13 protein-coding genes are annotated in these 26885 nt (G+C 71.9%); 4 read left to right on the top strand and 9 right to left on the bottom strand.

The genetic code is table 11. The annotated features are described in order from the left end of the window. Window positions 1-52: 52 nt before the first annotated feature. On the bottom strand, window positions 53-3688 hold the full coding sequence (locus tag F0L68_RS02140; protein WP_149847665.1) for a galactose-binding domain-containing protein: 3636 nt from the start codon (window positions 3686-3688) through the stop codon (window positions 53-55). A gap of 433 nt (window positions 3689-4121) precedes the next feature. Here F0L68_RS02140 and F0L68_RS02135 point away from each other — a divergent pair, with 433 nt between their 5' ends. After that, complete coding sequence (locus tag F0L68_RS02135) at window positions 4122-4592, top strand: bZIP transcription factor (protein WP_149847664.1); 471 nt, start codon at window positions 4122-4124, stop codon at window positions 4590-4592. Between the two features lie 250 nt (window positions 4593-4842). On the opposite strand, the gene F0L68_RS02130 is transcribed toward F0L68_RS02135, so the two are convergent. After that, window positions 4843-5682: a dioxygenase family protein gene (locus F0L68_RS02130; protein ID WP_223198426.1), complete on the bottom strand. Its 840-nt coding sequence runs from the start codon at window positions 5680-5682 to the stop codon at window positions 4843-4845. Between the two features lie 210 nt (window positions 5683-5892). Next, entirely contained in the window at window positions 5893-6819 is a 927-nt protein-coding gene (locus F0L68_RS02125) for a helix-turn-helix transcriptional regulator (RefSeq protein ID WP_149847662.1), read from the bottom strand. 213 nt (window positions 6820-7032) lie between these two features. Between F0L68_RS02125 and F0L68_RS02120 the strand changes: the two genes are divergently transcribed. The 3 genes from F0L68_RS02120 to bla all read left to right on the top strand — a co-directional run bounded on the left by F0L68_RS02120 (window position 7033) and on the right by bla (window position 9755). After that, window positions 7033-7983: a hypothetical protein gene (locus F0L68_RS02120; RefSeq protein ID WP_149847661.1), complete on the top strand. Its 951-nt coding sequence runs from the start codon at window positions 7033-7035 to the stop codon at window positions 7981-7983. A gap of 143 nt (window positions 7984-8126) precedes the next feature. Further along, window positions 8127-8675 (top strand): hypothetical protein, encoded by a 549-nt coding sequence (locus tag F0L68_RS02115; RefSeq protein WP_149847660.1) that lies wholly within the window; start codon window positions 8127-8129, stop codon window positions 8673-8675. Between the two features lie 117 nt (window positions 8676-8792). After that, window positions 8793-9755, top strand: a complete 963-nt coding sequence (gene bla, locus F0L68_RS02110; protein ID WP_149847659.1) for a class A beta-lactamase — start codon at window positions 8793-8795, stop codon at window positions 9753-9755. A 91-nt stretch (window positions 9756-9846) separates the two neighbouring features. Here the strand turns inward: bla and F0L68_RS02105 are convergent, their stop codons facing one another. The 6 genes from F0L68_RS02105 to F0L68_RS02075 all read right to left on the bottom strand — a co-directional run bounded on the left by F0L68_RS02105 (window position 9847) and on the right by F0L68_RS02075 (window position 26770). Then, window positions 9847-10500 carry an NADPH-dependent F420 reductase gene (locus F0L68_RS02105; RefSeq protein WP_149847658.1) on the bottom strand — a complete coding sequence of 218 codons (654 nt, stop codon included), beginning with the start codon at window positions 10498-10500 and terminating at the stop codon, window positions 9847-9849. A gap of 222 nt (window positions 10501-10722) precedes the next feature. Continuing rightward, entirely contained in the window at window positions 10723-11715 is a 993-nt protein-coding gene (locus F0L68_RS02100; protein ID WP_223198417.1) for an LGFP repeat-containing protein, read from the bottom strand. A gap of 243 nt (window positions 11716-11958) precedes the next feature. Further along, window positions 11959-12459 carry a hypothetical protein gene (locus tag F0L68_RS02095; protein ID WP_149847657.1) on the bottom strand — a complete coding sequence of 167 codons (501 nt, stop codon included), beginning with the start codon at window positions 12457-12459 and terminating at the stop codon, window positions 11959-11961. A 414-nt stretch (window positions 12460-12873) separates the two neighbouring features. Beyond that, window positions 12874-13872: a 3-oxoacyl-[acyl-carrier-protein] synthase III C-terminal domain-containing protein gene (locus F0L68_RS02090; RefSeq protein WP_149847656.1), complete on the bottom strand. Its 999-nt coding sequence runs from the start codon at window positions 13870-13872 to the stop codon at window positions 12874-12876. After that, entirely contained in the window at window positions 13869-20657 is a 6789-nt protein-coding gene (locus F0L68_RS42095) for a non-ribosomal peptide synthetase (protein ID WP_188316342.1), read from the bottom strand. The genes F0L68_RS02090 and F0L68_RS42095 overlap by 4 nt, the downstream gene beginning before the upstream one ends. A gap of 11 nt (window positions 20658-20668) precedes the next feature. Continuing rightward, the gene (locus tag F0L68_RS02075) at window positions 20669-26770 is read right to left on the bottom strand and encodes a non-ribosomal peptide synthetase (protein WP_223198416.1); all 6102 of its coding nucleotides are present in this window, start codon (window positions 26768-26770) and stop codon (window positions 20669-20671) included. Between the last annotated feature and the right edge of the window lie 115 nt (window positions 26771-26885).

The raw sequence follows: 26885 nt of genomic DNA, 5'->3' as shown, positions 1-26885 counted from the left end.
GTGTACTCCGCCGGGTCGGCGATCGACCCGGCGGAGCACGCCGTCGTGCTGGTCAGTTCACCGTGATGGTGAACGTCGTGGTCGTGTTCTGGATGTCCACGTGATTGTCGCGTTCGGTCAGGCCGTTGAACGTCACCGAGCCGACCGCGGGACCCTGGTTGGGCTCGGGCAGCGGGTTGGCCCAGATGCCGTAGCCCGACTTCGCGTCGAACTGGTCGCCGCTCTGCCGTGCTCCGGTGATCGTGGTGTTGGTGAAGATGGTGTCCTGCACGGGGTTCTGCGCCGTGCCGCCCACGTAGTCCGTCTGGAACATGATCCCGGAGTAGGTCGGATCGGTGATCGTCGCGTCGGTGATCCGCAGGCCCTGGAACGGCTGGGTCGCGGAGAACACCCAGATCGCGCCGAACACCTGCCCGTTCCAGAAGTGGCCGCCGTCCCGCACCAGCGAGATGTTCCTGACGACGGTCTTCGGGTTGGCCCCGAAACCCTGGAACGGGTAGTTGAAGTTCAGCGAGCTGAGCGTCAGGCCCGAGTACGTCAGCGTGTCCGCCGAGTACAGGTTCTCGAAGGTGTTGCCGTCGCCGCCGTAGATCGCGAAGCTGGCCGCGCGCCACGGCAGCAGCGACGTCAGGTTCTTGAACGTGTTGCCGGTCAGGTCCGCCGAGTTGTGGTCCTGCGCGGCGAAGATCGCGAAGCTGTCGTCGCCGGTCGACCGCGCCTCGGAGTTGTCGACCGTGTTGTTCTGCGACCCGTTGGTGAAGTTGATGCCGTCCGCGAAGGTGTCGCGAATCCGTAGGTCCGCGACGTTGAGGCCGCTGACGTGCGTGCCCCAGATGGCGCACACCGTGTGCTCGACCCAGATGTCGTCGATCGTCAGGTTCGCCACGTCGGTGAGGTCGAAGACCTTGCCGGGCCCGTCGATGCGGGACGTGTAGTTGCCGAAGAACGCGAACCCGCGCAGTGTCGAGCCGTTCGCCGTGGCGGAGACGGAGAAGCCGTCGTCCGTGTCCGACTGCCCGGACGGCGAGCTGAACTGCGTGAACCACGGCCCGGCTCCGACGATCCGCACCGCCTTGCCGTACACCTGGAACTTGCTCGACGTCTGGTACTGGCCGGCCGGCAGGTAGACGCCCGTGTAGGCGCCCGTGGTGTCCATCCTGACCTTGTCCAGCGCGTTCTGCACGTCCTGCTGCCCGAATCCGGCCGGGGTGAGGTAGCTGGCGGGGTTCGGGTTCGCGATCGGCGTTGCCTGCTCCAGTTCCATGAAGTCGATCGCGTACTGCGAGGTGTTGGCCGCGTCCTTCTGGAGCTTGATGACGCTGCCCGCCGGGTAGGACGCCGGCAGCAGGAAGCTCGCCTCGTCGTAGATGTGCCGGGGAGCGCCAGCGCTCGGCGAGTTGCCTGGGCCCGTCTCCGCTCCGTACAGCCAGGCGTAGTGCGAGGTCAGATTCAGCGGCTGCACCAACGTGTCGTTGACGTAGAGGTCGAGCGTCGCGGTGGTGCCGTCGCCGCCGGGTGCGTCCGGGATGGAGAAGCGCACGACGATCGTGTTGGTCGGCTCCCGTGAGGACCACTGGACGTGGCTGCCGGTGTTGTTCAGCGTCACCGCCTGCCGTCCGGACGCCTCGCCGGCGAGGTCGCCGATCGTCCGGTTCGGTCCGACGATCGCCGCGCCGCCGCCGAGCGCGCCCGCCTCGGCCTCGTACTTGCCGTAGGGCAGGTTCGCGCCCTGTCCGACGAACAGCGACGCGCTGCTGGTGTTGTTGCCCTGCTTGACGGGCAGCTCGTTCGCGTCGACGGCAATGACCGTCCGCACGGTGAACCTGCCGTTGGCCGCGGTCCACGAGCCGAGGCCGACGACCGCGCTCGCGCCGGGCGCGAGGACGCCGCCGTAGGAGCCGGTGAGCGTGCTGACGGTGTTGTTGGCCGAGTCGACCAGCGTGAGCGTGATGCCGTGCGAGCCGCCGGCCGACGCGATGGTGCCCTGGTTCTTCAGTGCCACCGAGAAGGCCACGGTGTTGCCGGGCGACGGGTTGTTCGGCGTCCAGTCGACCGCGGCCGCCACCAGGTCCGAACTCTGCACCGGCGCGACCACGAGCGCGGCGGGGTTGGTGTAGTTGTTGTTGGCGTAGCTCAACTCGATGAGGCTCTTGGACTCGTCGACCTTCGCCGTGTACTGGTAGCTGCCCGCGTTCTGCGCGACCGCCTGCACGGAGACGGTTCTGGACGCGCCGGCCGCGATGGCGTCGACCGGCGCGGTGCCGACCTTGGTGTTGCCGAGGTAGAAGTTGACGTCGGTGGCGGCCGCGTCGGCAGTGCCGACGTTGCGCACCGTCGCCGAGAGGGTGACCGGGTCGGTCTCGGTCGGCGAGGTCGGCGACCACGAGGAGCCCGTGACGGCGAGGTCGGGGTTGGGCGCCGGCACGCCGAACACCTGGAGTTCGGCGACCTGCCCGCCGGGCGCGCCGCTGTTACTGGTGATGGAGAGTTCGACGTCGGCGACCCTGGCGGTCACCGGGATGGTGACCTTGTTGCCCGAGGCCGGGTCGAACGAGTAGCTCCTCGGCGCGGCGATGGAGGTGACGCCGGAGGCGTTCTGCTCCCGGCCGAGGACCTCGATGGTCTGGGTGCGGGGTCCCCACACCGGGTCGGGGTTGAGCGCGACGACGACCGAGGAGACGTCGGCGTTCGCGCCGAGCCGCACGGTGACCTGGCTCGGGTAGGTCGAACCCTCGAAGTAGGTGGTCAGGTCGCCGTCGGTGACGTTGCCCGGCACGTAGATGTAGGTGTTCGCGGTGCCGGTGGCCGGCTTGCCGAGCGCGAGGTTGGTGCTCGGGGGGCCATTGCCCTGTCGGGTCACGGTGTTGCTCGGCGGCGAGGTGTTGCCGGCGGCGTCGAGCGCGACCACGTAGTACTGCACGGTGGCGCTGTCCGGCTGGACCTCGGTGTGGCCTAGCGTGGTCCCGTCGACGGTCGTGTCGAGAGAACCGTTGCGGTAGATGGCATACGAGGTGACGCCGACGTTGTCGGTCGACGCGCCCCAGGTCAGCGCTACCTGCCCCGAGGTCGGCGTGGTGACCGCGAGGTTGGTCGGCGCGGTCGGCGGCTGCGTGTCGCCGCCGCTCGGCCCGTACACCTCCAGTTCGGCGAGCTGCGCCGCCGGCCATCCCGTGTTGGCGGTGAAGTTCAGCCGCAGGTATCGCGCCGTCGTGGTGGTGACGTTGATCGCGACGGTGTTGGCCGAGCCGTCGAACGCGTAGCCGGCCGAGGCGAGGATCGTGGCGAAGTTCGTGTTGTCCACGCTGCCCTGGATCGACAGCGTCTCGGTGCGCGGACCCCAGTTGACCGTCGGGAGCTTCAACACCAGCTTGTTCACGCCGGCCGAGGAACCGAGATCGACCTGGAGCCACTGCGGGAACACGTTGTTGGTCGACTCCCAGTAGCTCGCCTGGTTCCCGTCCGTGACGTTTCCTGGGACGTAGTCCTGCGTGTGGCTGCTCGCCGTCGCCGGCCGGCCGAGTGCGAGGTTCGGCGACGCGGCGGCCGGGACGTCGGCGGTGTCGCGCGGCGCGGGGTTCGAGCCGGCCGAGGATGCGGGCGGTGCCAGGCCGACGATCGGCGGTGCCGCGACCGCGAGGCCGACCAGCGTCGCGACTATCAGTCCTGTTGTGGTGCGCCTTCTTCTCATGGTGATCCTTTGTCTACATCGATAAAGCAGGGGTACGACGCGGACGACGGACAACGACGGTGGAGTGGGCGTGCGAAATCAGACCCGCGTACCCGATGGCATTTCAGGGCGGAGTTCGATGATGAGCTTCGTTGTGTCAGTTTCTTGCGACAATTTGTCGATCTCTTTCAAGCGAGCATGTTACCGCCGTGTGACCAGCTTGAGAACCCTTGCCCGCGCACGAACCAGACCGGCCGCATCAGGCCGCGGTGACCGGGTTGACCGGGCACGGCTGAATCCCCGACAACGGCGGCNNGCCGCCGTTGTCGGGGATTCAGATCGAGCGCGCCCTGGAGGTTCGGGCGTGTGCTCGGCCACGACCCCTGTCCGCCGCGGATTCCTTGTGCCTCCTAGGGTTCGACCGATGGCTGCCGGTCTGACTGGAGGTCGCGTAGTGGATGGATCCGGGGACGAGGCGCTGCGCGCCCGCGTCGAGGAGTTGGAAGGCCGGGTGGCGCAGCTGACCGGGTTGGTGGGGACGCTGGCCGACGAACGGGAGCGCCTGAACCAACTGGTGGCGCGCGCCGAGGACGCGCTGCGCGGCCAGGTCGCTCCCGGTGTTACGGCGTCGAGTGTCACCGCGCCGGGCATCGCCGCGCCGCGCTTCCGTGCGGCGATGGACACCGTCTACCAGGCCACCTCGCTCGGGTACGTGGCCGCGTACTTCGTCAGCGGGCGGACCGCGCGGGTGCGACTCCTGATCGGCTACGAGAACCCGCCGACCAACGAGGTGGGCTCCGCGAACGCCAGCGCCGAGCTCAACGAGTACATCGGCGGGGTGGTCCGCCCCGGCGAGTACTGGGTCGCCGCGACCCATCGGCCGGGCAAGAAGTGCGGGTTCGAGTGCGTTTTCACGCCGTTCTGACCGGCGGTGCAGCAGGATCGGCAGGGCACCAGGACCGGCCGGGACATCGAGCGCGTCGTCGCCCGGCCGCTCCTGGCGACCACGTGGCGATCTCCGCCAAGTCGCCACGGCTGTCGCCCGTCAGCTGGGCGACGACGCCGCGTCGGCCGGCGCGCGCCTCGCGCGCGTCAACCGTGGCTCCGCTGTGCTCGACGTCCCGGCCGGTCGTGGTTCGCCGCCGCCATCGACGGACGAATCTCGCGCCTGACGGTCAGGCGACCCGCCACAACGCCGGCACGGCAGGCGGTTCCCAGCCCGTCTGTGCCACATGGCCTTGCAGGCAGACATAGGCGACCCCGCCATAGGTGACCCGGTCGCCCGCCGCGTAGGAGGTGCCGGCCGCCCAGCTTCCGCCGCCGGGCGGGTTGGGCCCGGTGGTGGTCGTCGTGGTGGTCGTGGTCGGGGTCGTCGGGGTGGTGGTGCCGGTCTGCGGCACGTCCAGCACGAAGTCGAACGTGGCCTCGCGGCCGCCCGACCCGTCGCGGACCGTCATGACCAGCCGGGGGTCGAAGATCGAGTCGGTGTTGTTGCGCGGCTCGTTCGGGAAGTACAGCTGGGTGGTGAGGATCGACTGCCCCGGCGCCTGCACCTTGACGTGGATGTGCCTGGTGCGGCCGGGGTAGAGGCCGGGCACGATGGTGCTGAGCGTGAACATGCCCTGCGCGTTGGTGAACTGGTGTCCCCGGAAGGTGTAGCCGTAGTTGTCGTACGCGCCGTTGTCGTCGGCCTGCCAGAAGTCCAGCAGCACGTCGCGCAGCGGCAGGCACGCAAGGCCGAACACGTAACCGGTGACGCTCAGCAGGGTGCCGACGGTGCCGGGATCGACCAGCGAGGTGCGCAGCGGGGAGTTCGGCTTGAAGTAGGGGCCCTCCGTCTGCGGAATGGTCGGCTCGTCGCCGTCGTGGCACGAGGGCGTCGGCACGACGGCGCCGCCCTTGGCGTTGACGGTGCGGGCCAACGCGGGGACCCCGAGCAGGGCGGCCGGCACCGCGACTCCGGCAGCCAACGCGGCGCGCAACACGGCCTTGCGGCTGAACTGCCGGGAGCCCATCTCGGCGCCGGGTGTGTCGTGACGGTTTCCCTCAGGGGTGCTGCGGTCGCCGTCCTGGGGTGCGTCCATGCTGGCTCCTTGTGGGGGCGTCGGGAATCCTCTCGAACCTACGACCGTGGCCCGGCGTGGACGATGGACTGACTTCGCCGGTCGTGGTGAATCTCCGGGTCGCTGTTTCCGCTGCTCCCACGGCGGCTCCTACCCCGACTCCTACTGCGGCGACAGCGTTTCCAACGCGTCGCCCCAGTGCACGTCGCCGCATCGGCGGAAGTCGCCGGGACGCAGACCGGTCTCCCTGCGGAAGAACCGGCAGAAGTAGGCGGGGTCGGTGAACCCGGTCCGCCTGGCCACCTGCCGGACCGTCAGGTCCGTGCCGGCCAGAAGTCGTTTGGCCTCACGGATCCTCGCCTCTCTGACCAGTTCGGACGGGGTGCGTCCGGTGGTGGCCCTGACGGCCTCGGCGAGGTATCCGGGCGTGACGCCGATCCGTTGCGCGAACGCGTGCACCGACCAGAGTGCGAGGTCGGTGCGGCCCATCAGCTGGGTGAACTCCTCGGCCACCGCCCCGGCCCGCGCGGGCGGCGCGGCCCCCGGGACCTCGGGCAGCCTGGCCGCGCGGACGATCAGGACGTGCAGCAGCGCGCGCAGCACGGACTCGGTTCCCTCGTCCCCGCAACGGTATTCGTCGTGCAGCTCGGTGACCAGCCGGTCCGTCCGCGCCCGCGCGCGGTCGTCCAGGGTCAGCCAGGGCCGTTCGCTCAGCCGCCGCAACACGTCCCGGTCGGCGCGGTGCTCGAGCAGGAAGTCGTCGGTGAACAGCACGACGAACCCGTCGAGGCCACGCACGGTGTCCCAGTGGTGCACCTGGCCGGGGGCGATGACGCACAGGTGCGGCGGGCGCAGCTCCCAGCGGGCGAAGTCGACGACGTGCATCCCCGTGCCGGCGGTGACGTAGACGATCTCGTGGAAGGTGTGCCGGTGCGGGAACGGGGCGCGGGCCATCGGGCCGATGGTGTCGAACGTGCCGACGGCGAAGGGAAGCGCGTTGGGCATCGGCAGTTCCAGCCGATGTATCGGCAGCTCGCCCGCACGCGGTGTCAGGCTGGGGGTTCCCGGCAACACCGTGGTACCGCGCATCGTCCCGGTCCTTTCGTCGGCCGATTAGAGGTCCAGACCAATTGCGTCCACTGGTCACGATGACATGCGCGGGGCTCTGCGGGGAATAGCGCGTGTGCCGGCTGAATGGGGCAGGCGCCGCACCTCGCGACGATCCGGCCGGTGCCACCGGGGGCAACGAATCAGAGTCTTACGGGCCGGGCGCCGCGCGAATCGGCGTTGCATACTGCCCTGGTGATCACGGATGCGGCCGAATGGCGGATGCTCGACGACGGTGCCGCCCGCGCGGTCGCGTCGTCGATCGCGCACCGCGTCGGCGGGACGCTGCTCGGGGTCCGGGCGCACGAGTTCGCCGGCAGGACCGGCCGGACGGCGTTGTTCGACGTCCGCGGCCAGCGGTTCTCCCTCGTGCCTGGCGGCGAGGTCGCCGTCGGCTACGACGGCGGTCGCTTCGTGGCGACACCGGAGCAGTCGGCGAGCTACGCGACGAGCGCGGCGGAATCCGGTCTACGCCTCGACCTCCAGGAGTTCGTCGACTCGATGACCTCCGCGCCGCGCACGGTGGTGCTGCCGCCGCTGCTGGTCTCGGTCGCCGCCGTCGAGGCCGGCGCGGTGGCCGTGCCGCCGGACCACCCCGACATCGTGCGGCTGATCGCCGACGCGCGCGCGGCGCAGCCTTCGACCACCCCGGCGCCCGGCTACCAGATCGAATGGTCCAGCGAGGCACGTGTGATCCTCGGCGCGGACTGGACCGTGCGGTCCGCCTGGCTGCTCGACTGCCCGCTGTACGAGGAGGAGGTGGACCGGCTGGCGGCGATCGGCCAGCGGCTGCTCACCCCCGACGAGTGGGAGCACGCGTGCGGCGGGGGCGCCCCGACGCTGTTCCGCTGGGGCGACACCTACCCGGCCGGCGGCGACCCGTACTCGGCCGCCGAGGGCCCGCATCTCCTGCCGAACATCTTCGGGCTGGAGATCGGCCAGGACCCCTACCAGGACGAGCGGACCGCCGACCCCGGCGTGGTGTGCGGCGGCGACGGCGGCAGCGCGGTGCACGGCGGCGGCGGCGAGTTCGTGTCCTGGCTCACCGTCGCGACCGCGTTCCGCGACACCGAGTACGCGGAGTGGTTGCGGGACACCGACGACGTAGACCACCTGCACGTGCGTCCGGCGATTCCGCTGGCCTGATCCGCGCGGCGCCGGACCGATCGCAGGACCGGGGCCAGGATCGCATTGCTCCGAACCAGGGCGTCACAGCCGGCGGCACGCCGGCCGCCCACCCCCGATCGCCCGGCACGTCGGCGACCGTTCACCAGGAGACGAGCAAACAGATGACACCGAACCAACCGCGTCGGCGCGCGCTCGCGCACACTGCCGTGGCCTTCGCCGCACTCGCCCTCACCGCGGGATGCGGGTCCTCCCCGACCAGTCCGGGCGCCGGCACCCAGCCCGCGAGCGGGGCGGCCTCGCCCGGCGCATCGGCCGCAGCCGGCACCCCTGCCACGCCAGGAGCCTCGGCCAGCGGCGGCGGCGAACTCACCTACTCCGGGGCGGAGTCTGGCACGGCGAAGTTCACCAGCAGCGCGTGCACCGTCGCGAAGGGCGAGCTGTACTCCTTCGGCGCGCCGGCCGACGACAACGCCCCGCCCCCGAAAGTGGGCGGCGTGGCCGGCGGCGGCTGGTCGCTGACCTTCGGCACCGCGGCCCATCCCGGCGGCTTCGTGAAGACCCGCGCGGCGGGAGTGACGGCGAAGCAGAACAACGGCGTCTGGACGGTCACCTTCGTCAACGCCGCGCTGACCGCCACCTACAGCGTCGACAGCCCACCGCTGACGGTGAACGGATCCCTCACCTGCGGAACGGTCGCCGTCCTTCCCTGACGGGGACAGGTGTCAACAGGTTGATTGCTCCGTTCGCGGCAACGCGGCGGCGGCCCGCACGTCCTGCTCTGTGGAGGATCGTTCGATTCGACCTGTTCGACACGATCGGGAGACCACATGCCGCAGCCCGACAACCGAATCCGACGCGGCCGGCTATCCCGCCGTGCCTTGCTGCACGGCGGGCTGGCCGGTCTCGGCGTCGCGCTCGTCGGCTGCTCCACCACCGCGACGCCGCCCGGCGCGTCGTCATCGGGTGCGTCATCGGCTCCTCCTTCGGCCGACCAGGCCGCCGAGGCGGCGTTCGCCGCGCTGGAGGCCAAGTTCGGCGGCCGGCTCGGAGTGTCCGCGGTGGACACCGGGACCGGCAGGACCGTTGGGCACCGCGCCGACGAGCGGTTCCTGATGTGCTCGACGCACAAGGTGTTCGTCGTGGCGGCGATCCTCGCGCTGCGCGGCCGACAGCCCGGCCTGCTGGACAGGCTGATCCGCTACGACCGGTCGCAGCTGTTGTCGTACGCACCCGTCACCTCCCAGCACGTCGCCGACGGCATGACGGTGTCCGCGCTGTGCGAGGCCGCGATCACCGTGAGCGACAACACCGCGGTGAACCTGCTCCAGCAGGTGCTCGGCGGGCCCGCGGCCGCGACCGCGTACGTGCGGACCACCGGCGACCAGGTCACCCGCCTCGACCGGCTCGAGCCCGACCTGAACGTGGGCGCCCCCGGCGACGAGCGCGACACCACCACCCCGGCCCAGTTCGCCGCCGACCTGAGGACCCTGGCGTTGGGCGACACGCTGGACCCCGCCGGCCGCGACCTGCTCACCGGCTGGTTGACCGCCGCCACCACCGGCGGCGCGCTGGTCAGGGCCGGGCTGCCGGCCGGCTGGCGGGCCGGCGACAAGTCCGGCTCCGGCGCGGCCGGCGAGGTCAACGACGTCGCCGTGGTGTGGCCGCCCAACCACGCGCCGCTGGTGGTGACCGTGTTCACCGCGCCGACCGACCGCGCCTCCAAGGCGGGGCAGGCGACGGTGGCCGGCGCCGCCTCGATCGCGGTCAAGGCGCTCGTCCCGGCCGGGTGAGCCGGCCGGGTAGCGCGAGACGGCCCACCACCGCGAGGACTTCTCGGTCGGCGTGCGCGATGAACGCCGACCGGGACACGCGACCGCGCCGTCACACCGCCGGGGTGACCACCGAGATGTTGAAGTCGACCGGGCCGAGCACCCCGTAGAGCCGCAGCCACAGCTCCACGAACGACTCGGTGGCGCGAGCGCTGGACAGGTCGCCGAGGTCGGTGATCTGGGCCGGGGTCCAGCCAAAGGACTCCAGCAGCGCCGACACCTCGGCCTTGGCCCGCTCGTCGTCGCCGCTGAGGAACACGGTGTGGTGACCGGGAACCCGGCTCGGCTCGACCATCACGCTGTTGCTCATCGTGTTGAGCGTCTTGACGACCCTCGTCTCGGGAAAGGCCCGCTGGAGCTGCTCGGCGACGCTTCCGCCGTCCGGGAGGCCGACCTTGGGCGGGAACCCGCCCGAGAAGTCCAGCGCGTTGGAGACGTCGACGAGGATCTTGCCGCTGAGGTTGTCCGCGCCCGCTGCCTCAAGCGCGGCAAGGGAAACCTGGCCGCTGGTGGCGTTGACCACCAGGTCCGCGACACCGGCGGCGTCGGCGAACGTGCCGTGCGCTGCGTCGTTCTCCTCGGCCCACGCGGCCGCGGCCGCGTTGTCGGCCGTGCGGGACCCCATCGTCACCTCGTGGCCGAGGGAGGCGAGCTTGGTGGCGAGTCGGCGGCCGACCTCGCCGGTGCCCAGTACTGCGATCTTCATGTGCGTCCCTTCGTGGTTCCCCGGAATGTACTTGCCGCGCCACGAACGCGCCGCCGAAGGCGCTGTGTCGCAATGGGGAACGCGATCGGTTGACGCAAGCCCGTGCCCGGCTGCCATCGGGGCGGCAGCCGGGCACGGGAGGGTCCGCGCCTCAGGCAGGCACGGACAGCGGGGGCAGGCGGCCGACGCGCGGTGCGCACCGAGGCGACGGCCGCCCCGCCGTCAGTGGGTGATCCAGGTGCCCCTGCTCGAGGTGTAGTGGATCACCGCGTTCTGGAAGGTCTGGTAGATCTCGCCGCCGCTGCCGGAGATCTCGTCGCTGGTGGGGAAACCGAGCGCGCGCTCGTTGCCGCTCCTGCCGAACTCCCCGCCGATCGCGCCGTGCACGATGTGCGTTCCGGTGGCCGGCGACCACAGGAACAGTGCCTGCTCGAAGTTCTGGTACCGCCCGGTGGTGCCGCCCGGCGACGTGCCGGCGGCGGCCTCGTCCATGGTCGGGAAGCCCCACGTGCTCTCGGAGCCGGTGGCCCAGTACTTCTGGAGGATGTCGCCGTACACGGCCCAGGCCACGTCCGGGTGCCAGATGATCATGCCGTGCTCGAACTCGGTGAACCGGCCGCCGAGCTGGGCGTCGGCCTCCGCCCTGACCGGGTTGCCGAGCGGGCTGTTCGAACCGCCCATCGCGGCGTACTTGTCGCCGATCGTGCCGTAAGGCTGGAACGCCTCGTCGCGCATCTGCACGGCGATGCCCTCGCTCTGGTCGTAGCGGTCGGGGTAGGCCGACCGCTGCACCGCCTGCGCGAGGTTGCCTGCGGTGCCGCCGACGTCGGGCTCCATCTGTTGCGCCACCTCGAAGAACTTGTTCGAGGAGTAGTCGACGTCGCGCACCTGGTCCGGCGAACCCCAGCCCTGCGACGGGCGCTGCTGGAACACGCCGAGCGAGTCGCGGTCGCCGCAGTTGAGGTTGTTCATGTGCGACTCGACCCAGCCGGTCTCGAACCCGGCGAGCATGACTCTCGGCGACACGCCTCTTCGCTGGCCGACCTCGTAGACCTTCCTGGTCACGGCGATGTCGCGGGTGCTCGGCACGCCGCAGTCGAACGGTTTGACTCCACCGGCCGCACCGGGCCGCGCGGCCGGCGCCGCGCCGGCGGGAGCCGCGATCAGCACGACGGCCGCCGCGGCGATCAACAGGGACAAGCGGGTTCGGAACACGGGTCACCTCACGGCTCGGGGGCGGGCTCGCCCGGCTGCGGTGGTCTGCGCGATCCGAGCGCCGCCGTTGCCGCGGTTCAGCCGGTGTACAAAAGCGACGCTAGGGGCGGGCAATGAAATCCCGATGACACAGCCGAAGCGCCGACCCGGCGGGTGACGGGAGCCGCGTGCCGAGGACGGGCCGCCCAGCGCGCGGCTGGGCGGCCCGTCCGTCAATCGCCTATCCGACCGGATGCGACCTGGTTAGTTAATGCAGCACTGGTAGTACACGTACATCTGCGGCGACTCGATGTCGGTGGGGTGCCACGAGCCACCGGTGTCCTCGTACGCCGTGATGTCCATGATGTAGTAGCCGTAACCGTGCCAGGAGAACGCGTTGTTGCACCACACGTGGGTGTTTCCGTGGCCAGAGACGTCGTTGCAGCCCTGCTGCTCGACGTTGTCCCAGTTCCCGTTGCTGGAGTTGTACTTGAGCAGCGAGAGGGTCGCGCCGTAGACGTTCCACCCGTCGGTGGTGCGGTAGCCGTCGGAGCAGTTGTAGTTGCCGTTGGTGTGGCTGACGACGTTGGCGCCGTCCCAGCTGATCGACGGCTGGAACTGGTGTCCGCTGCCGTCGTCGTACAGCGCGCGGCAGCCGCCGCCGGAGCCGAAGATCTGGCCAGACGCCTGCGCGGTGCCCGCCATCGTGACGGCGGGCACCGCCAGCATGGCCAGGGCCGCCAGGGCCGTCAGAGCCCTGCGCACGAACATATGAGATTTCCGCATTGGTCCCCCAATATCCTTAGGGTGAAGCGGTTTGTTGACCTCATCGAGTCTTCGTCGGCCGGCGAGCGACCGGCAACGGGTCCGGACGAACCCGGACGAACCCGGACGGGCTCAGCACCTGCGGCGAGACGCGCGGATCGCGTCGGTGGACGCCGGGCTGGCCCGGCACAACCCCGAACGCGAAGTGGCATTCCCAATCAGCAAGTCAATGGCACGTCTGGCACGCCACTTCGCTCGGAGATGCTGGTACCCGCGTCGAGGCCAAGTTCAAGCTCAGCCAGAACCGTCCGTCGGCGGACGTGACCGGCGTGGTCGACGGGCTGCGGGAACACGGCGAGGAAGCCACCGCGACTGCGGTTCAGCGGCACCGGCCTCGATAGGTCGACGCCGTCGTCACAGCAGGCGCGCGGTGTGTTCCTCTGCACCGATCCGCACGAGCAGCGCGCTCCAGCCCGCGGCCGGGCTGACGTTGAGCAGCACGACGCGGTCGCCGTCGTTCAGGCTGCCGCGCTCGATCATGGTGGTGAGGTTGAGGAACACGTCGTTGGGACCCAGGTGTCCGTACCGCGCGAGGTTGTCGAAGCAGGCGTCGGCGATGGTGACGTCGAGCGCGTCCTCGTAGGCGCGGAACGCCCCGACGGACAGGTTCTGGCTGACGTAGCAGGCGATGTCGCCCCGGCCGAGCCCGTTGCGGTCGAGCAGCGTCCCGGTCAGGGAGCGCAGCCGGTTGCGGGTCTCGACCGCGAGCCGGAACGAGTAGGCGGGCAGGTCGGCGCATTCCTCCCGCCACCGCTCGAACGGCCGGTCGCGGTAGACCACCCGGAACAGGTCGGCGTAGGAACCGCTGGTCTCCAACAGGATGTCCACGATCTGCACCGGCCCGCGCCGCGCCAGCACGAGCGCGCCGCCGCTGTCGCCGTTGACCGTCACGGGATGGCGGTAGCGGCGCGGCGACGCTGGTTTGCTGCCGTGCGCCACCAGCACGTGCTCCACGCCGGAGTCGGTGTGCAGCAGCCCACGAGCCACCAGCAGCGCCGGGGTGACCGACGCGCAACCCAGTCCGCCAACCGAGAACGCCATCGCCCGGTCCGCGCCGAGCTGCGCCTGCAACCTGGTCGAGTCGGAGCTGACGAGCGTGTCCGGCGCGCGCGGCTCCACCGTGATCACCGCGTCGATCGACGCCGGGTCCAGGCACGCCGCAGCGAGCGCGCGGTGCGCCGCCCGCACGGCGAGGTCGGTGGCGGTGAGCGCGTCGTCGACGGGCACCCGCTCGATGCCGAGCGCGGCGCAGGTGGCCCGCTCGGCCTCGGTCAGCTCGGGGAGTTCGGGCAGCTCGGCGACCGGGACCGACGTGGCCGGCACGTACCAGCCGGACGCCGCGAGCGCGATCATTCCGTTGCCAGCTCGGCGAAGGCGGCCACGATCTCGTCGGCGAGCGCCGCCAGCTCCTCTTGGCCGTACGTGCTCGTGCTGGCCAGCGCGAGCCGCAGCGAACCGCCGCGCACGGCGGTCGCGATGATCAGCGGGAACCAGGACGCCACCGGCCCCTTGAGATTCACGCCGAAGTCCCATCTGGTGCGCAGCAGGCCGACGCCGACGTCGAACGCCCCCGTGTCGCTCGGGCCGTGCAGCATGATCGCGTCCGGCTCCGGCAGCGACCGGAACTCCGCCACCGCGGGGAATCCCGGGGTCAGGTAGCGCAGAATCCCATACCCGACACCGTCGTTGGGCACCGACCGGATCGCGTCGGTGGCGGCCGGCAGCGCCTCGCGCACCGACGCGCCTGGCGCGACCGGCAGGACGACGGGGTGCAGGCTGGTGAACCAGCCGACCGACGGCCCCCTGCCGCCTGGCCGGTACACCGTCGGGGTCGCCTCCCCCTCAACCATCATGGCCGCGCCCGCGGTGCCCTGCCAGCGCGCCAGCCCGCACGCCGCCGCGCAGGTCGCCGCCTCCCTGCCCTCGGCCGCGCTGGCCGTGAGCACGCTCGCCACGCGCGGCGGGTCGAGGTCGCGCAGGACGATGCCGCCGGCCGAGCCTGCCGACCCGCGCGGCGGGGTCGAGGCCATCCCGGACCGCAGCACCGCCGTCCAGTAGCCGAGTTCGCCGCCCAGCTCGTCGGACTGCGCCATGGCCCCGAGGTGTCGCGACCACTCCCGCCAGGCCGCCGGTCGGGGGCTCGCGGGCCGAGACCGTCCGGCGAGGTGGTCGGCGAGCAGGGTGTCCAGGTCGTCCAGCAGCACCACGATGGACATGTTGTCGAAGACGAAGTGGTGCACCAGGACGACGATCAGCCCCGGTCGGCCGCGGCCCCTGCGGTAGTGGCGGACTCGCAGCAGCGGCCCCCTGCCGAGGTCGAGGTCCGCCTGCATCGCCTCGCAGTCCGCCACGATGACCGCGCGTTCCTCGGCGTCGCCGAGCGGCGGCAGGACCCGCGTGTCCACGATGGTCGGGTCGACGGTGTCGCCGCACTCGACGTGCCAGCCGATGCTGTTGCGGCGGAAGCGATACCGCAGCGCCTCGTGCATGGTGACCAGCTGGTCGACGGCGGCCCGGACGGCGGCTCCGTCGATCTCCGGCGCGACCTCGAGGGTCTGCACCTCGATGAAGGATCCGACGCTGGCGGGTGTGCGCTCGAGGAAGCTCCGCATGATCGGGGTCAGCTGGAGGGGCCCGGCCGGCGTCGCCTCGGGTGCCGGCGGCGGGCTCGGCGCTGGCACCGGCGGCGGGGTGTCCGCGTCGGCGATCACCGCGACGGTGGCCAGTTCGCCGACGCTGCGGCACTGGAGGAGTTGTTGGGGCGTGAAGTGGACGCCGGCCTTCGCCGCCCGCGCCGCGACCCGGACGCCGAGGATCGAGTCGCCGCCGAGGCTGAAGAAGTTGTCCTTCGGCGACACCCGGTCGACCGCGAGGAGGTCGGCGCAGATCTCGGTCAGCACGCGTTCCGCGCGGCCGTGCTGGTCCTGGTCCGCGAGGTCGTCCTGCGTCGGCACTGGCATCTGGGTCAGCCTCCTGCGGTCGAACTTCCCGGTCGCCGTCCTCGGCAGGCGGTCCAGCACGACGACGTCGTTTGGCACCAGGTAGGCGGGCAGCCGACGCGCCGTCCACGCGATCAGCTCGGCCCCGTCGATCCGGTCGCCGACGACGTTGGCGACCAGCCGGACCGAACCGCTTGGCGCGGTCGCCGCGACGACGAGCGCCTCGCGCACCCCGGGATGGGCGGCGAGGGCGCGCTCGATCTCGGCAGGCTCGACGCGTTGCCCCCTGACCTGTACCTGGTCGTCGACCCGGCCGCCGAACTCGAGCGTCCCGTCGTGGCGCACCCTGGCCAGGTCGCCGGTCCGGTACATGCGGGCGCCTGGCGTGCCGGCGAACGGGTCCGGCAGGAACCGCTCGGCGGTCAGGCCGGGTTTGCCGTGGTAGCCGCGGCCGACGGCGGGGCCGCCGACGAACACCTCACCCCACTGTCCACTTCGGACTTCGCCGTTCTGGTTGTCCAGCAGGTGGAGTTCGGTGATCGGCCGGCCGATGTCGGGCACCGTGTCTGCCGGGGTCGCGGCGACGTAGCCCGCGGTGGACGCGATCGAGCACTCGGCGGGGCCGTAGATGTTGAGCACCCGGAACGGGGTCCGCTCTGGCGGGCGGAACCGGAGCCGGTCGCCGCCGGTGGCCAGCACCCGCAGCCGCAGGTTCGCCGGCCACTCGCCCTCGGCAAGCACGACCTCGGCGAGCGGCGTCGGCAGGAACGCCACCGTCACCTCGTGGTCGGCCAGCCAGCGCAGCAGCCGGCTCGGCTCGTCGCGCAGCGACGGGACCACGCACAGCGTCGCGCCGCTGCCGAGCGCCGCCCACACCTCGAGCATGGCCGCGTCGAACGCCGGCGAAACGCCCTGGAGCAGCCGGTCCGCCGCCGTGATGCCGGCCGCCCGCCGGTACCAGCGCAGGGTGTGCGCGAGGTTGCGGTGCTCGACGGCGCAGCCCTGCGGGCTGCCGGTCGAGCCGGAGGTGTAGCCGAGGTAGGCGAGGGTGTCAGGCCCGGCGCGGCGTTCGGGGTTCGCGTCGTCGCCGTCCTTGGTCGGACCGACCAGTAAGTCCTTGTCCGTCAACACGATCCGGGCCCCGCAGCCGGCGACCAGGTCGTCCCTGCGCGCCGCCGGGGAGGCGGTGTCGATCGGCACGCACGCGCCGCCCGCCTTGGCCACCGCGAGCCAGCCGACCACCAGCCCGACGCCCCGGTCGGCGGCGACGGCGACCGGGGTTTCGGCCGCCACCCCGGCGCTGATCAGCCGGCGGGCGACACGGTTGGCCAGCCGGTTGACCGTCCGGTACATGTGCGTGCCCCGCTCGTCGACGACCGCTGGGTGGTCCGGCCGTTCGGCGGCCCAGCGCTCGAACGACTCGTGCGCCATCAGGTCGACGGGCGGCTCCTCGCCGGCGACCAGGTCCGCGACGCGCCGGGCGGGGTCGGCCATCGCGGCGGCGGCGACGGCCGGCAGCAGGTCGGCCAGCCGCCGGGCCGTCGCGGGGTCGTAGACGGCCGTGGCGTACTCGACGTAGCCGGCCATCGGCCCACGGTCCTGGTCGATGACGCCGAAGGTGAGGTCGAACTTGGCGGTGCCCTCGGCGATCCCGGCCATCGTGTGGTCGAGGTACTGGGTGCAGTCGAGGCCGGCGAGCGTCGCGGTGTCCTGCGGCACGTTCTGGTAGGTGTAGGCGACGTCGAACAGCGGGTGCCGGTCCGCGTCGCGGTGATCGCACACCTCGGCGACGATCTTCTCCAGCGGGACGTCCTCGTGGTCGAGCACGCGCGCCACGGTGGTGGCGCAGCGCCGCACGAGGTCGGCGAAGGACAGGTCGCCGTGCACCTCGGTGCGGAACGGCGGCAGGTTGTTGAAGTAGCCGATCAGGTCGTGCGTCGCCGGGTTGGTGCGGCCGGAGGTGCCGACGCCGACCACGACGTCGGTGAGCCCGCCCCACCCGAACAGCACGGCGTCGACGGCGGCGAGCATGGTGACGAACGTGGTGACGCCGTGCTGTTGGCTGAACCGACGGACCCGTTCGGCCAGCTCGCCGTCGACCACGAACCTGGTCAGGTCCCCGGCGTAGGTCCGCACCGGCGGCCTCGGCCGGTCCAGCGGCAGCTCCGGCCGCGTCAGGCCGGCGAGTTCGGTGCGCCAGAACGCCATCGCGCGGTCGAGTCGCGCTCCGGACAACCACTGTCGTTGCCAGGCGGCGTAGTCCGCGTACTGGACGGCCAGGTCGGGCAGCGCCGGCGCGCGCCCGGCCAGCCGCGCCTCGTACAACTCGGTGAAGTCGCGGAAGAACACGGTCGGCGACCAGCCGTCGAAGACGATGTGGTGGTAGGTCCACAGCAGCACGTGGTCGTCGTCGGCCAGCCGGATCAGGGTGGTCCGCACCAGCGGTCCCTCGGCGAGGTCGAACGGGCGCCGCGCCTCCTCGGCGACGATGGACCTCGCCGACCCGTGCCGCTGGGCCTCCGGCAGCGCGCTCAGGTCGAGCACCGGGAACGCGTGCTCCTCGGTGCGCGGGCACAGGTAGGGAAGGCCGTCGTCGTCGCTCGGGATGCGGCAGTGCAGCACCTCGTGCCGCGCGACGAGGTCGCGCACGGCGGCGGCGAGCGCGGCCTCGTCGAGCGGTCCGGTCAGCCGGAGGTCGTGCGGGATGTTGTAGGTCGGGCTGTTCGGGTCGAGCCGGTCGAGGTACCAGAGCTGTTCCTGGCCGAAGGACAGCGGCAGCCGGCCGCCGCGCGGCACGGGCGCGATCGCCCGGTGGTCGTCGGCGTGCGGGTCGCTGACGCGCAGGGCGAGCACGCGGGCCGCGAACGCGCGGACCGTCGGAAAGGCATACAGGTCCCCGAAACTCAGCTCCGCGCCGAAGTCGCGTTCCAGCCGCCGCAGGACGCTGATGCCCGCGATCGACGTGCCGCCCAACGAGAAGTAGTCGGAGTCGGGTCCGACTTCCTGCGCGCCAAGGACTTCCTCCCACACGGTGGCGACTCGCCGCTCGGCGTCCGCGCTGGTCTCCGGGGCCGGCCCCGGCGGCCGCTCGGCTCGCCCGCCTCCCTCGGTCCGCACGGGCACGCCGGCCGGCCGGCACCAGCACCGCACCTCGTCGAAGGGGTAGGTCGGCGCCTCGACGCGCGGGATCCGGGTCCCCGCGTAGAACCGGTCCCAGTCCACCTCGACGCCGAGGCGGTACAGCTCGGCGAGGTGGTCGAGCGTGTCCCGGCCGGTGAACTCGACGCACAGCAGCTGCGGGGCCAGCCGCCGCAGCTCGCGGGACAGTCCGCCGGCCGACGCGAGTTCGACGAGGACCGCGCCGTCCCTGGTGAACTGGCGCACCGCCTGCGCGAGCCGCGCCCGGTCGGCACCGACGACGGTGTCCAGCTCGGTAGCGGCGGCCAACGCATCCCGGAGCGGCAGGTCCCCGCGCGCCACGCGCACCGCCAGGTTGCCGGCGCCGAAGCCGACGAGGTGGCCGTCGGGCAGGCCAAGGGACAGCGCGCGGCGGTGGCGCGCGTGGCAGGCCGCGACCAGTCGGGCGGCCTGGTTCGACGGCGGCTGCGCGATGCCGAGATCGCGCAGGTCCGCGTCGGCGGCCACGGTGTCCCCGGAGAACAGGAACACGATCGGCGGCGCGTCCGGCGCCGGTTCCTCGGGCAGCGCCGCCGCGCGCAGCGCCTTGCTCGCCTCCTCCTTGCTGGCGCAGGTGATCGCGACCCGGTACGGGTAGTCGTCGCGCCCCCGGTTCATCGCGTGCGCTACGGCGCGCAGCGAATGCTCGGTGTGGTCGAGGAAGTCGGCGAGCAGGTCGCGGTAGCGCCGCAGCGCGGACGCCGACTTCGCCGACACGGTCAGAAGTTCGCGGTCCCGGTCCGGCTCGGCTGGGCGGGGCGGCGGTGGCTGTTCGAGCACCACGTGCACGTTGGTGCCGCTCAGCCCGAACGAGCTGACCCCGGCGCGCCGGGCCGTCCCGGCCGGCTCACGCCAGGTTCGCTCGGCCGGGTTGACGTAGACGGGCCCGTCGAAGTCGATCAACGGGTTGGGCGAACTGAAATGCGCGGTCGGGTACAGCACACCGCGCCGCACGCTCAGCATGGCCTTGAACAGCCCCGCCATGCCGCTCGCGTTGTCCAGGTGCCCGATGTTGCCCTTGATCGAGCCGATCGCGCAGCGCGGCGCCGTCACCCCGGCGTCCCGGAATGCCCGGCCCAGCGCGTCGACCTCCACGACGTCGCCGAGCGGGGTGGCCGACCCGTGGCACTCGACGTAGCCGACCGTCCGCGCGGCCACGTCGGCGTCACGCCACGCGTCCGTGATCGCCTCGGCCTGCGCGAGCTGGCTCGGCGCGCTCATGCTCCCCATCCGGTACCCGTTGTGGTTGACCGACGCGCCCTTGAGCACGGCCTGCACGGTGTCGCCGTCGGCGAGCGCGGCCGCGAGCGGCTTCAGCAGCACCACTCCCCCGCCCTCGCCGCCGACGGTGCCGTTGGCGCGTTCATCGAACGGCCGGCAGCGCCCCTCCTCGGACTCGATGCCCCGCAACGGGTTGTGCTCGTCGTGCCGGAACAGCACCGGGCGCAGCGTGACGCCGCCGGCGATGGCCAGGTCCGCGTCACCGCGCCGCAGCGCCGCGACGGCCTGCGCCACCGCGACCAGGCTGCTGCTGCACGCCGTGTCGGTGACCAGCGCGGGCCCGGTGAGATCGAACAGGTAGCTGATCCGCGCCGCCATCGACGCGCCGAGCGCGCCGAGCAGCTGCTGCGGGTCGTCCTCCTCGTAGAGGGTGTAGTAGTCGGAGCGGGAGTACCCGACGACGACGGCCGTGCGGGAGCCGCGCAGGCTTTTCGGGGCGTGGCAGGCGTTCTCGACGGCCTGGTGCGCCAGCCGCAGGATCATCCGCTGGTGCGGGTCCATCATCTCGGCCTCCCGCAACGGAAGCCCGAAGAACCGGTGGTCGAACAGGTCAATGCGGTCGAGGTAGGCCATGGACATGTAGCGCACGCCCGCCTCGCCGCCGGTGTGGTGCACCCGTTGCCCGGTCGGCTGGCCGACGCTGTCCCGGCCGGCGGACAGGTTGTCGTGCAGGGCATCCAGCGTGTCGGCGTCCGGCAGGAGCGCTGCGCTGCCGATGATCGCGATGTCGTCGCCTGGCACGAGTTCTCGCCTCACAGTTCGTAGTCGTGCGCTGGCTCTGTCCCGAGGTCGACGAGGCGGGCCATGGCCTCGATCGTCGGATGCTCGAACATCATCGCCAGCGCGCCGACCGTCGGGTTGTCGAACAGGACCCTCGGCGGCAGCGTCGCACCGAACTCGGCGCGCAGCCTCGCGGCGACCCGGATGCTCAGGATCGAGTCCCCGCCGAGCGCGAAGAAGTTGTCGTTGGCGCCGACCCGGTCGACCGCGAGCACGTCGGCCCAGATCCTGGCCACCGCCTGTTCGGTCCGGTTCCTTGGCGCGACATAGGGTTGCTCGTCGGGGATCGGGGCGACGACCGGCCGCCGGGGTCGCGGCCTGCTCGGGGCGACCGGGCGCACGGAGTCGCGGGCCAGGGCCGCCACCAGGTCACGGAACCCGGTGGCGATGGCCTCGGCGGTCGCCCGGTCGAACAACTCGGGGTCGTAGCCGACAAGGTAGGACAGCCGGTCGGTGTGCCGCGAACCCCCCGCGGCGACGAGGTTGAGCGGATAGTTGGTGATCTCGACGGCCGTCACCTTCTCCAGCTGGATGCCGTCGGCGGTGAGCGCGTCCCGGTCGACGGGGTAGTTCTCGAACACGATGACGCTGTCGAACAGGTTCGAGCCCGCTGGCAGGCCGCTCCACCTGCGCAGCGCGGCCAGGGACACGTGCTCGAACCTGCGGGACTCCACCTGCGCGTCCTGGAGCCCGCGCAACCAGGCGACCAGGTCGCCTGCGGTGCCGACGTCCACCCGCACCGGCACGGTGTTGATGAACATCCCGACGATGGTGTCCACGCCGACGAGGTCGGCGGGCCGGCCGGAGACCACCGCGCCGAAGCACACGTCGCGCTCCCCGCTGTGCTTGGCCAGCAGCAGCGCCCACATGCCCTGGACGATCGCGTTCACCGTGAGCCGGTTGCGTTTCGCGAACGCGGTCAGCAGCGCCGAGTCGGCGACGCTGAGCTCGCCGGTCACCGCGGCCGTCGAGCAGGCCCGGTGTGCCGCGCCGGGCGGTCGGTCGTACGGCAGCGCGGTCGGCGCGCGGAAGTCGGCGAGCACGGCACGCCAATGCTCCTCCGTCGCGGCACCATCCTGTTCGGACAGCCAGGCCAGGTGGTCGCGGAACGGCCTGCGGGCACTGGGGATCGGCCCGCCGCGCACGCCGGCGATCGTGTCGGACAGCACCTGGAACGTGCTCCAGCCGTCCAGCAGGATGTGGTGGAACGACCACACCAGCCGCACCCGCGCCCCGTCCAGCCGGGCGATCGCCAGCCGCAGCAGCGGCGCCGAGCCGAGGTCGAGGCCGGCGGCGCGATCCTCGGCGAGCAGGCGGCGCAGCTCCTCGTCCTGTCGGTCCTGCGACAGGCCGCGCCAGTCGTGCCGGGAGATCGGCAGCCTCGCGCGGCGGCGCACGACCTGGACGGGTTCGGGCAGCCCCTCCCAGACCACCGCCGCGCGCAGCGCGGGCGTGGTGTCGACGACCCCCTGCCACGACCGGGCCAGCGCGTCGAGGTCGGCGACGTCGGTGAGAGTGAAGCAGAGCTGCTCGAAGTACACCCCCGGCGCGGACAGGCTGTGGAAGAGCATGCCGCCCTGCATCGGGGTCAGCGGATACACGTCGGCCACGTCGTGTCCGTTGCCGCAGAGCAGGTCCAGGTCGGCCTGGCCGAGCGCGACGAGCGGGAAGTCCGACGGCGTGCAGCCGCCCGAGCCAGGTTCGGCGCAGTGCCGGATGATCTCGGCGAGCGCCGACAGGGTCCGCTCGGCGAGCCCGCGCACCACCGATTCCTCGTGCACGTCAGGCGAGAAGGTCCAGTCGACCGCGAGTTCGCCGTCGGCGGTGACACTGGCGGTGACGTCCAGCCGCGCCGAACCGTTCGCCGGGTCGGCGCGGTCGAGCCGGATCGGGGTCGGCGCGGACCGGCACAGGCCGTCGGCCGCGAACTCGTCGAAGCGGCCGAGATAGTTGAAGCGCAGCAACGCCTCGCGCGTGCCGAGGTGATGGCCGCCGAGGTAGCGCAGCGCGCCGTGGCCCAGTCCCCTGGTCGGCACCGCGCGGAGTTGTTCCTTCACCGCCTTCAGCACCGTGCCCCAACCGCCGCGCGGCACCGTGAGCGCACAGGGGAACAGCGTGGTGAACCAGCCGACCGTGCGGGACAGGTCGACGTCGTCGAACAGCTCCTCCCTGCCGTGGCCCTCCAGGTCGAACGCCACCCGGTCGCGGCCCGTCCAGTCGGCGCAGACCCGCGCCACCGCGCCGAGCAGCACGTCGTTGATCTGGGTGCGGTAGGCGGCCGGCACGTCCCGCAGCAGCGCGGCCGTCGGCTCGGCCGGCAGCCGCGCGGTGATCGTTCGGGGCGGCCCGCCCGCGCCCTCGGTGGGCCCGTCCGCCGCCTCGGCCCAGTACGGGAGCTGGTCGTCGAGGGCGCCCGAGGCGACGTGCTCGCACAGCCGCCGCGACCAGTCCTGGAACGAGGTCGTCCTCGGCCCGAGGTCGACGTCCTCGCCGGCGACCGCCTGGCGGTACGCGGTGGCCAGGTCCTCGACCAGGATCCGCCAGGAGATCCCGTCCACCACAAGGTGATGCGCGATCAGCACCAACCGGGGCCCTGCGTCGAGTTCGCCGAACACGGCCGCCAGCAACGGACCGGTGTCCAGCCGCAGCCCGGCCTGGGTCTCGGCGACGACCCGGTCGAACAGCGCCGCGCGGCCGACGGGATCCGCGTCGGCCGGGGCCACACGGCGGAAGCAGCCGGCGGTGTCCGCCTCGGCCGCGCCGTCCTGGTGCCAGTCGCCGTCCCTGCGCTCGAACCGCAGCCGCAGCGCGTCGTGCTGGCGGACCAGGGCCCTCACGGCCGCGCGCACCGCGTCGGGGTCGACGTCGGCGACGAGGTCGAGCGCGATCCACTGGTTGAAGTGCTCCGGCCGGTCCCCGACGGTGTCGAAGAACCAGCGCTGGATCGGCGTCAGCGGCACCGGCCCCGACACCGGGGCCCGGTCCGGCGCCGCGCCGGGGCCGCACCGGGTCGCGGACGCGGCCAGCCCGGCGACGGTCTGTCGCAGGAAGACCTGTTTGGAGGTCACCGTCAGCCCGCGCTGTCGCGCCCTGGCCACCAGCTGGATGCTCAGGATGGAGTCGCCGCCGAGGTCGAAGAAGTTGTCGTGCACGCCGACCCATTCCAGGCCGAGCACCTCCGCCCACACCTGGGCCAGGATCTCCTCGTGCTCGGTGCGGGGCGCGAGGTAGGAGCGGTCGGCCGGCGTCTCCGGGCGGGGCAGCGCCGCTCGGTCGATCTTTCCGTTGTTCGTCAACGGCATCCGGTCCACCACGACGAACGCGTTGGGCACCAGGTAGGCCGGCAGCGTCGACTCGAGGAACGCGCGCAGCTCGCCGGGATCGACCTCGCCGCGCGGCACGACGTAGCCGACGAGCCGCTTGTGGTCGCGGATGTCCTCGCGCGCCAACACCACGGCGGACTCCACGCGGGGATGCCGCAGCAGCGCGGCCTCGATCTCGCCGACCTCGACCCGGAAGCCCCGGATCTTGACCTGGTTGTCGACGCGGCCGAGGAAGTGCAGCACGCCGTCGGCCGACCAGCGCACCACGTCGCCGGACCGGTACAGCCGGGTGCCCACGCCGAACGGGTCGGCGACGAACCGCTCCGCGGTCAGGCCCGCGTCATTGAGGTAGCCGCGCGCCAGGCCGTCCCCGCCGATGTACAGCTCGCCGGGCGCGCCGATCGGGACGGGGTTCAGGTCGGTGTCGAGGACATAGCAGCGGGTGCCGATGATCGGCCGGCCGATCGGCACGGACGCGCCGAGCGTGTCCGCCTCGCGGATGTCGTGGCAGGTGGTGAAGGCGGTGCCCTCGGTCGGCCCGTAGCAGTTGGTCAGCGCCAGGCCGGGAAACCGGCGGACCACCCGCCCGCAGTGTTGCGGCGACAGCACGTCGCCGCCCGACAGCAGCCGCCGGACCCCGCCGAACAGTTCGAGGTCGACGCCGGCGATCTCGTGGAACATGCCGGCGGTCAGCCACAACGTGGTGACGCCGTCGGCGGCGAGCCCGGTCGCGGTCGGTGTCTCCGAGCAGACCGCGAGCCGCGCGCCGGACAGCAGCGCGCCCCAGATCTCGAACGTGGACGAGTCGAACGACAGCGTCCCGTACTGCGTCAGCACGTCGGCCGGCGCGAACCGGACGTGCTCGTCGGCGCACAGCCTGGCCACCGCGCCGTGCACGACCAGCACGCCCTTGGGGCGTCCGCCGGAGCCGGAGGTGTACATGAGGTAGGCGAGGTTGTCCGGCGCGACCGCGACCTCAGGAGCGTGCCCGGGGTAGCCGGCGAGCGCCCCCTCGTCCGCGCCGACGGCCTCGACACCAGGCGGCAGCCGGTCGCGCGCCGCCGCGTCGGCGACCACGAGCCGCAGCCCGGAGTCGTTGACCAGCAACGCGATCCGGTCCGCCGGGTAGGCCGGGTCCAGCGGCACGTACGCGCCGCCCGCCTTGAGGATCCCGAGCATGGCGACGATCGCGTCGGCGCCGCGCGGCAGGAACAGCCCGACGAGCGTGTCGGGGCGCACTCCCCTGGCGGCCAGCGCGTGCGCGAGCCGGTTCGCGCGGATGTCCAGCTCCCGGTAGGTGAGTCCGGCGCCCTCAACAGTGACCGCGACGGCGTCGGGCCGCTCCAGCGCGCGCCGCGCGAACAGCTCGTGCAGGCAGCCGGGTTCCGCCGTCCCGGTGTCGTTCCACTCGGTCAGCACGAGCCGACGCTCGGCGGGCGGCAGCACCGGCAGCCGGGCCAGCGCGCACCCTGGATCGGCGACGATGCCGGCCAGCAGCACGGCCAGCTGCTCGGCCAGTCGCGCGATCGTGGCCGCGTCGAACAGGTCGGTGCTGTACTCGATGGTGGTGCGCAGTTCGCCGTCCGCGAGCCGGAACTCGAAGCTCAGCTCGAACAACGCCGCCGCCCTCGGCAACTCGAGGTCGGCGCACTCGACGCCGACCAGGTCGGGCAGCGGCGCGGGAGTGTTCTGGAGCACGACCATCGCCTGCACCAGCGGCGGGCGGCTGGCGTCCCGCTCCGGCTGGGTCAGCTCCACCAACCGGTCGAAGGGCACCTGGTCGTTGGCCATCGCGTCGACGACGGTGCTGCGGACCCGCCCGAGGAACTCCGCGAAACTCGCCGACCCGTCCACTTCGGCGCGCACGACGATGGTGTTCACGAAGAACCCCACCAGGTTCTCCAGGTCGTCCCGGTCGCGGCCGGAGGTCACCGCGCCGATGGCGATGTCGCGTTGACCGCTGTGCCTGGCGAGCAGCACTTGGGTGGCGGCGGCCAGCGTCGTGAACAGGGTCGTGGCCATGGATCTGGCCAGCGCGGCGACGCGGGCGGTCAGCGGGGCGGGGATCGTGGACCGGTGGATCGCGCCGGCCGAGGAGCGCTCGGCTGGGCGGGGCCGGTCGGTCGGGAGCTCCAGCGGGGTCACGCCGGCGAGTTGTCGTTGCCAGTAGGCGATCTGCGCGTCCAGGTCCGGCTGCGCGGGCCGGGCCGACGGGTCCGGGTACGACACGGGCGGGAGCGTCGCGGGCCGGCCGCGCGCGGCCGCCGAGTACAGCTTGCCGAGCTCGACGGTCAGCACCCCCATCGACCAGCCGTCGGTGACGAGGTGGTGCATGGCGAGCACGAGGAGGTGCTCGGCCCGGTCGTGCCGCAGCAGCAACGCCCGCACCAGCGGCCCTTCGCGCAGGTCGAAAGGCCTGGTCACCTCGTCGAGCAGGGCCGCGTCGGTCTCCTCCCCCGGCGCCGCCTCGCGTAATCGCAGCGGCACCTCGAAGGGCGGATTCACCACCCGCACGCCCGAGCCGTCGACGTTTCGGAATGTTGTGCGCAACGATTCGTGTCGGATCACGAGGCCATTCAGCGCGGCACGCAGCGCGCCGACGTCCAGCGGCCCGTGCAGCCGGTATCCAATGCTGGTGTTGTATTCGGAACCACCTGGCCTGAGTTGTTCCAGAAACCACAGGCGACGCTGGGCGGAAGACAATGGGTACGGTTCGGTGGCCGACTGCGTCGGCGGCGCTTCGTACGTCATCTGACCGTTTCGACTAGCTGGCCCACGGTGTCTCGATCTTCGACATCGGCGAACCGGCGACCAGTGCGAGATGGCCATCGTCACAGCATGTCAACGGGCCGGACAAGCCACCGAA

Origin of the sequence: Solihabitans fulvus (assembly GCF_008386585.1) — a bacterium.
GTDB classification, from domain to species: domain Bacteria; phylum Actinomycetota; class Actinomycetes; order Mycobacteriales; family Pseudonocardiaceae; genus Solihabitans; species Solihabitans fulvus.
The sequence above is the reverse complement of the archived record's forward strand: the minus strand, read 5'-3'. Positions and strand labels throughout refer to the sequence as shown.

What these genes read in the sequence shown, in the direction of transcription:
- bla (WP_149847659.1), top strand. Translation starts at nt 8,793, where the DNA reads ATGCCGCAGCCCGACAACCGAATCCGACGCGGCCGGCTATCCCGCCGT.
- F0L68_RS02090 (WP_149847656.1), bottom strand. Translation starts at nt 13,872, where the DNA reads ATGATCGCGCTCGCGGCGTCCGGCTGGTACGTGCCGGCCACGTCGGTC.
- F0L68_RS02075 (WP_223198416.1), bottom strand. Translation starts at nt 26,770, where the DNA reads ATGACGTACGAAGCGCCGCCGACGCAGTCGGCCACCGAACCGTACCCA.
- F0L68_RS02125 (WP_149847662.1), bottom strand. Translation starts at nt 6,819, where the DNA reads ATGCGCGGTACCACGGTGTTGCCGGGAACCCCCAGCCTGACACCGCGT.
- F0L68_RS02115 (WP_149847660.1), top strand. Translation starts at nt 8,127, where the DNA reads ATGACACCGAACCAACCGCGTCGGCGCGCGCTCGCGCACACTGCCGTG.
- F0L68_RS02105 (WP_149847658.1), bottom strand. Translation starts at nt 10,500, where the DNA reads ATGAAGATCGCAGTACTGGGCACCGGCGAGGTCGGCCGCCGACTCGCC.
- F0L68_RS02130 (WP_223198426.1), bottom strand. Translation starts at nt 5,682, where the DNA reads ATGGGCTCCCGGCAGTTCAGCCGCAAGGCCGTGTTGCGCGCCGCGTTG.
- F0L68_RS02140 (WP_149847665.1), bottom strand. Translation starts at nt 3,688, where the DNA reads ATGAGAAGAAGGCGCACCACAACAGGACTGATAGTCGCGACGCTGGTC.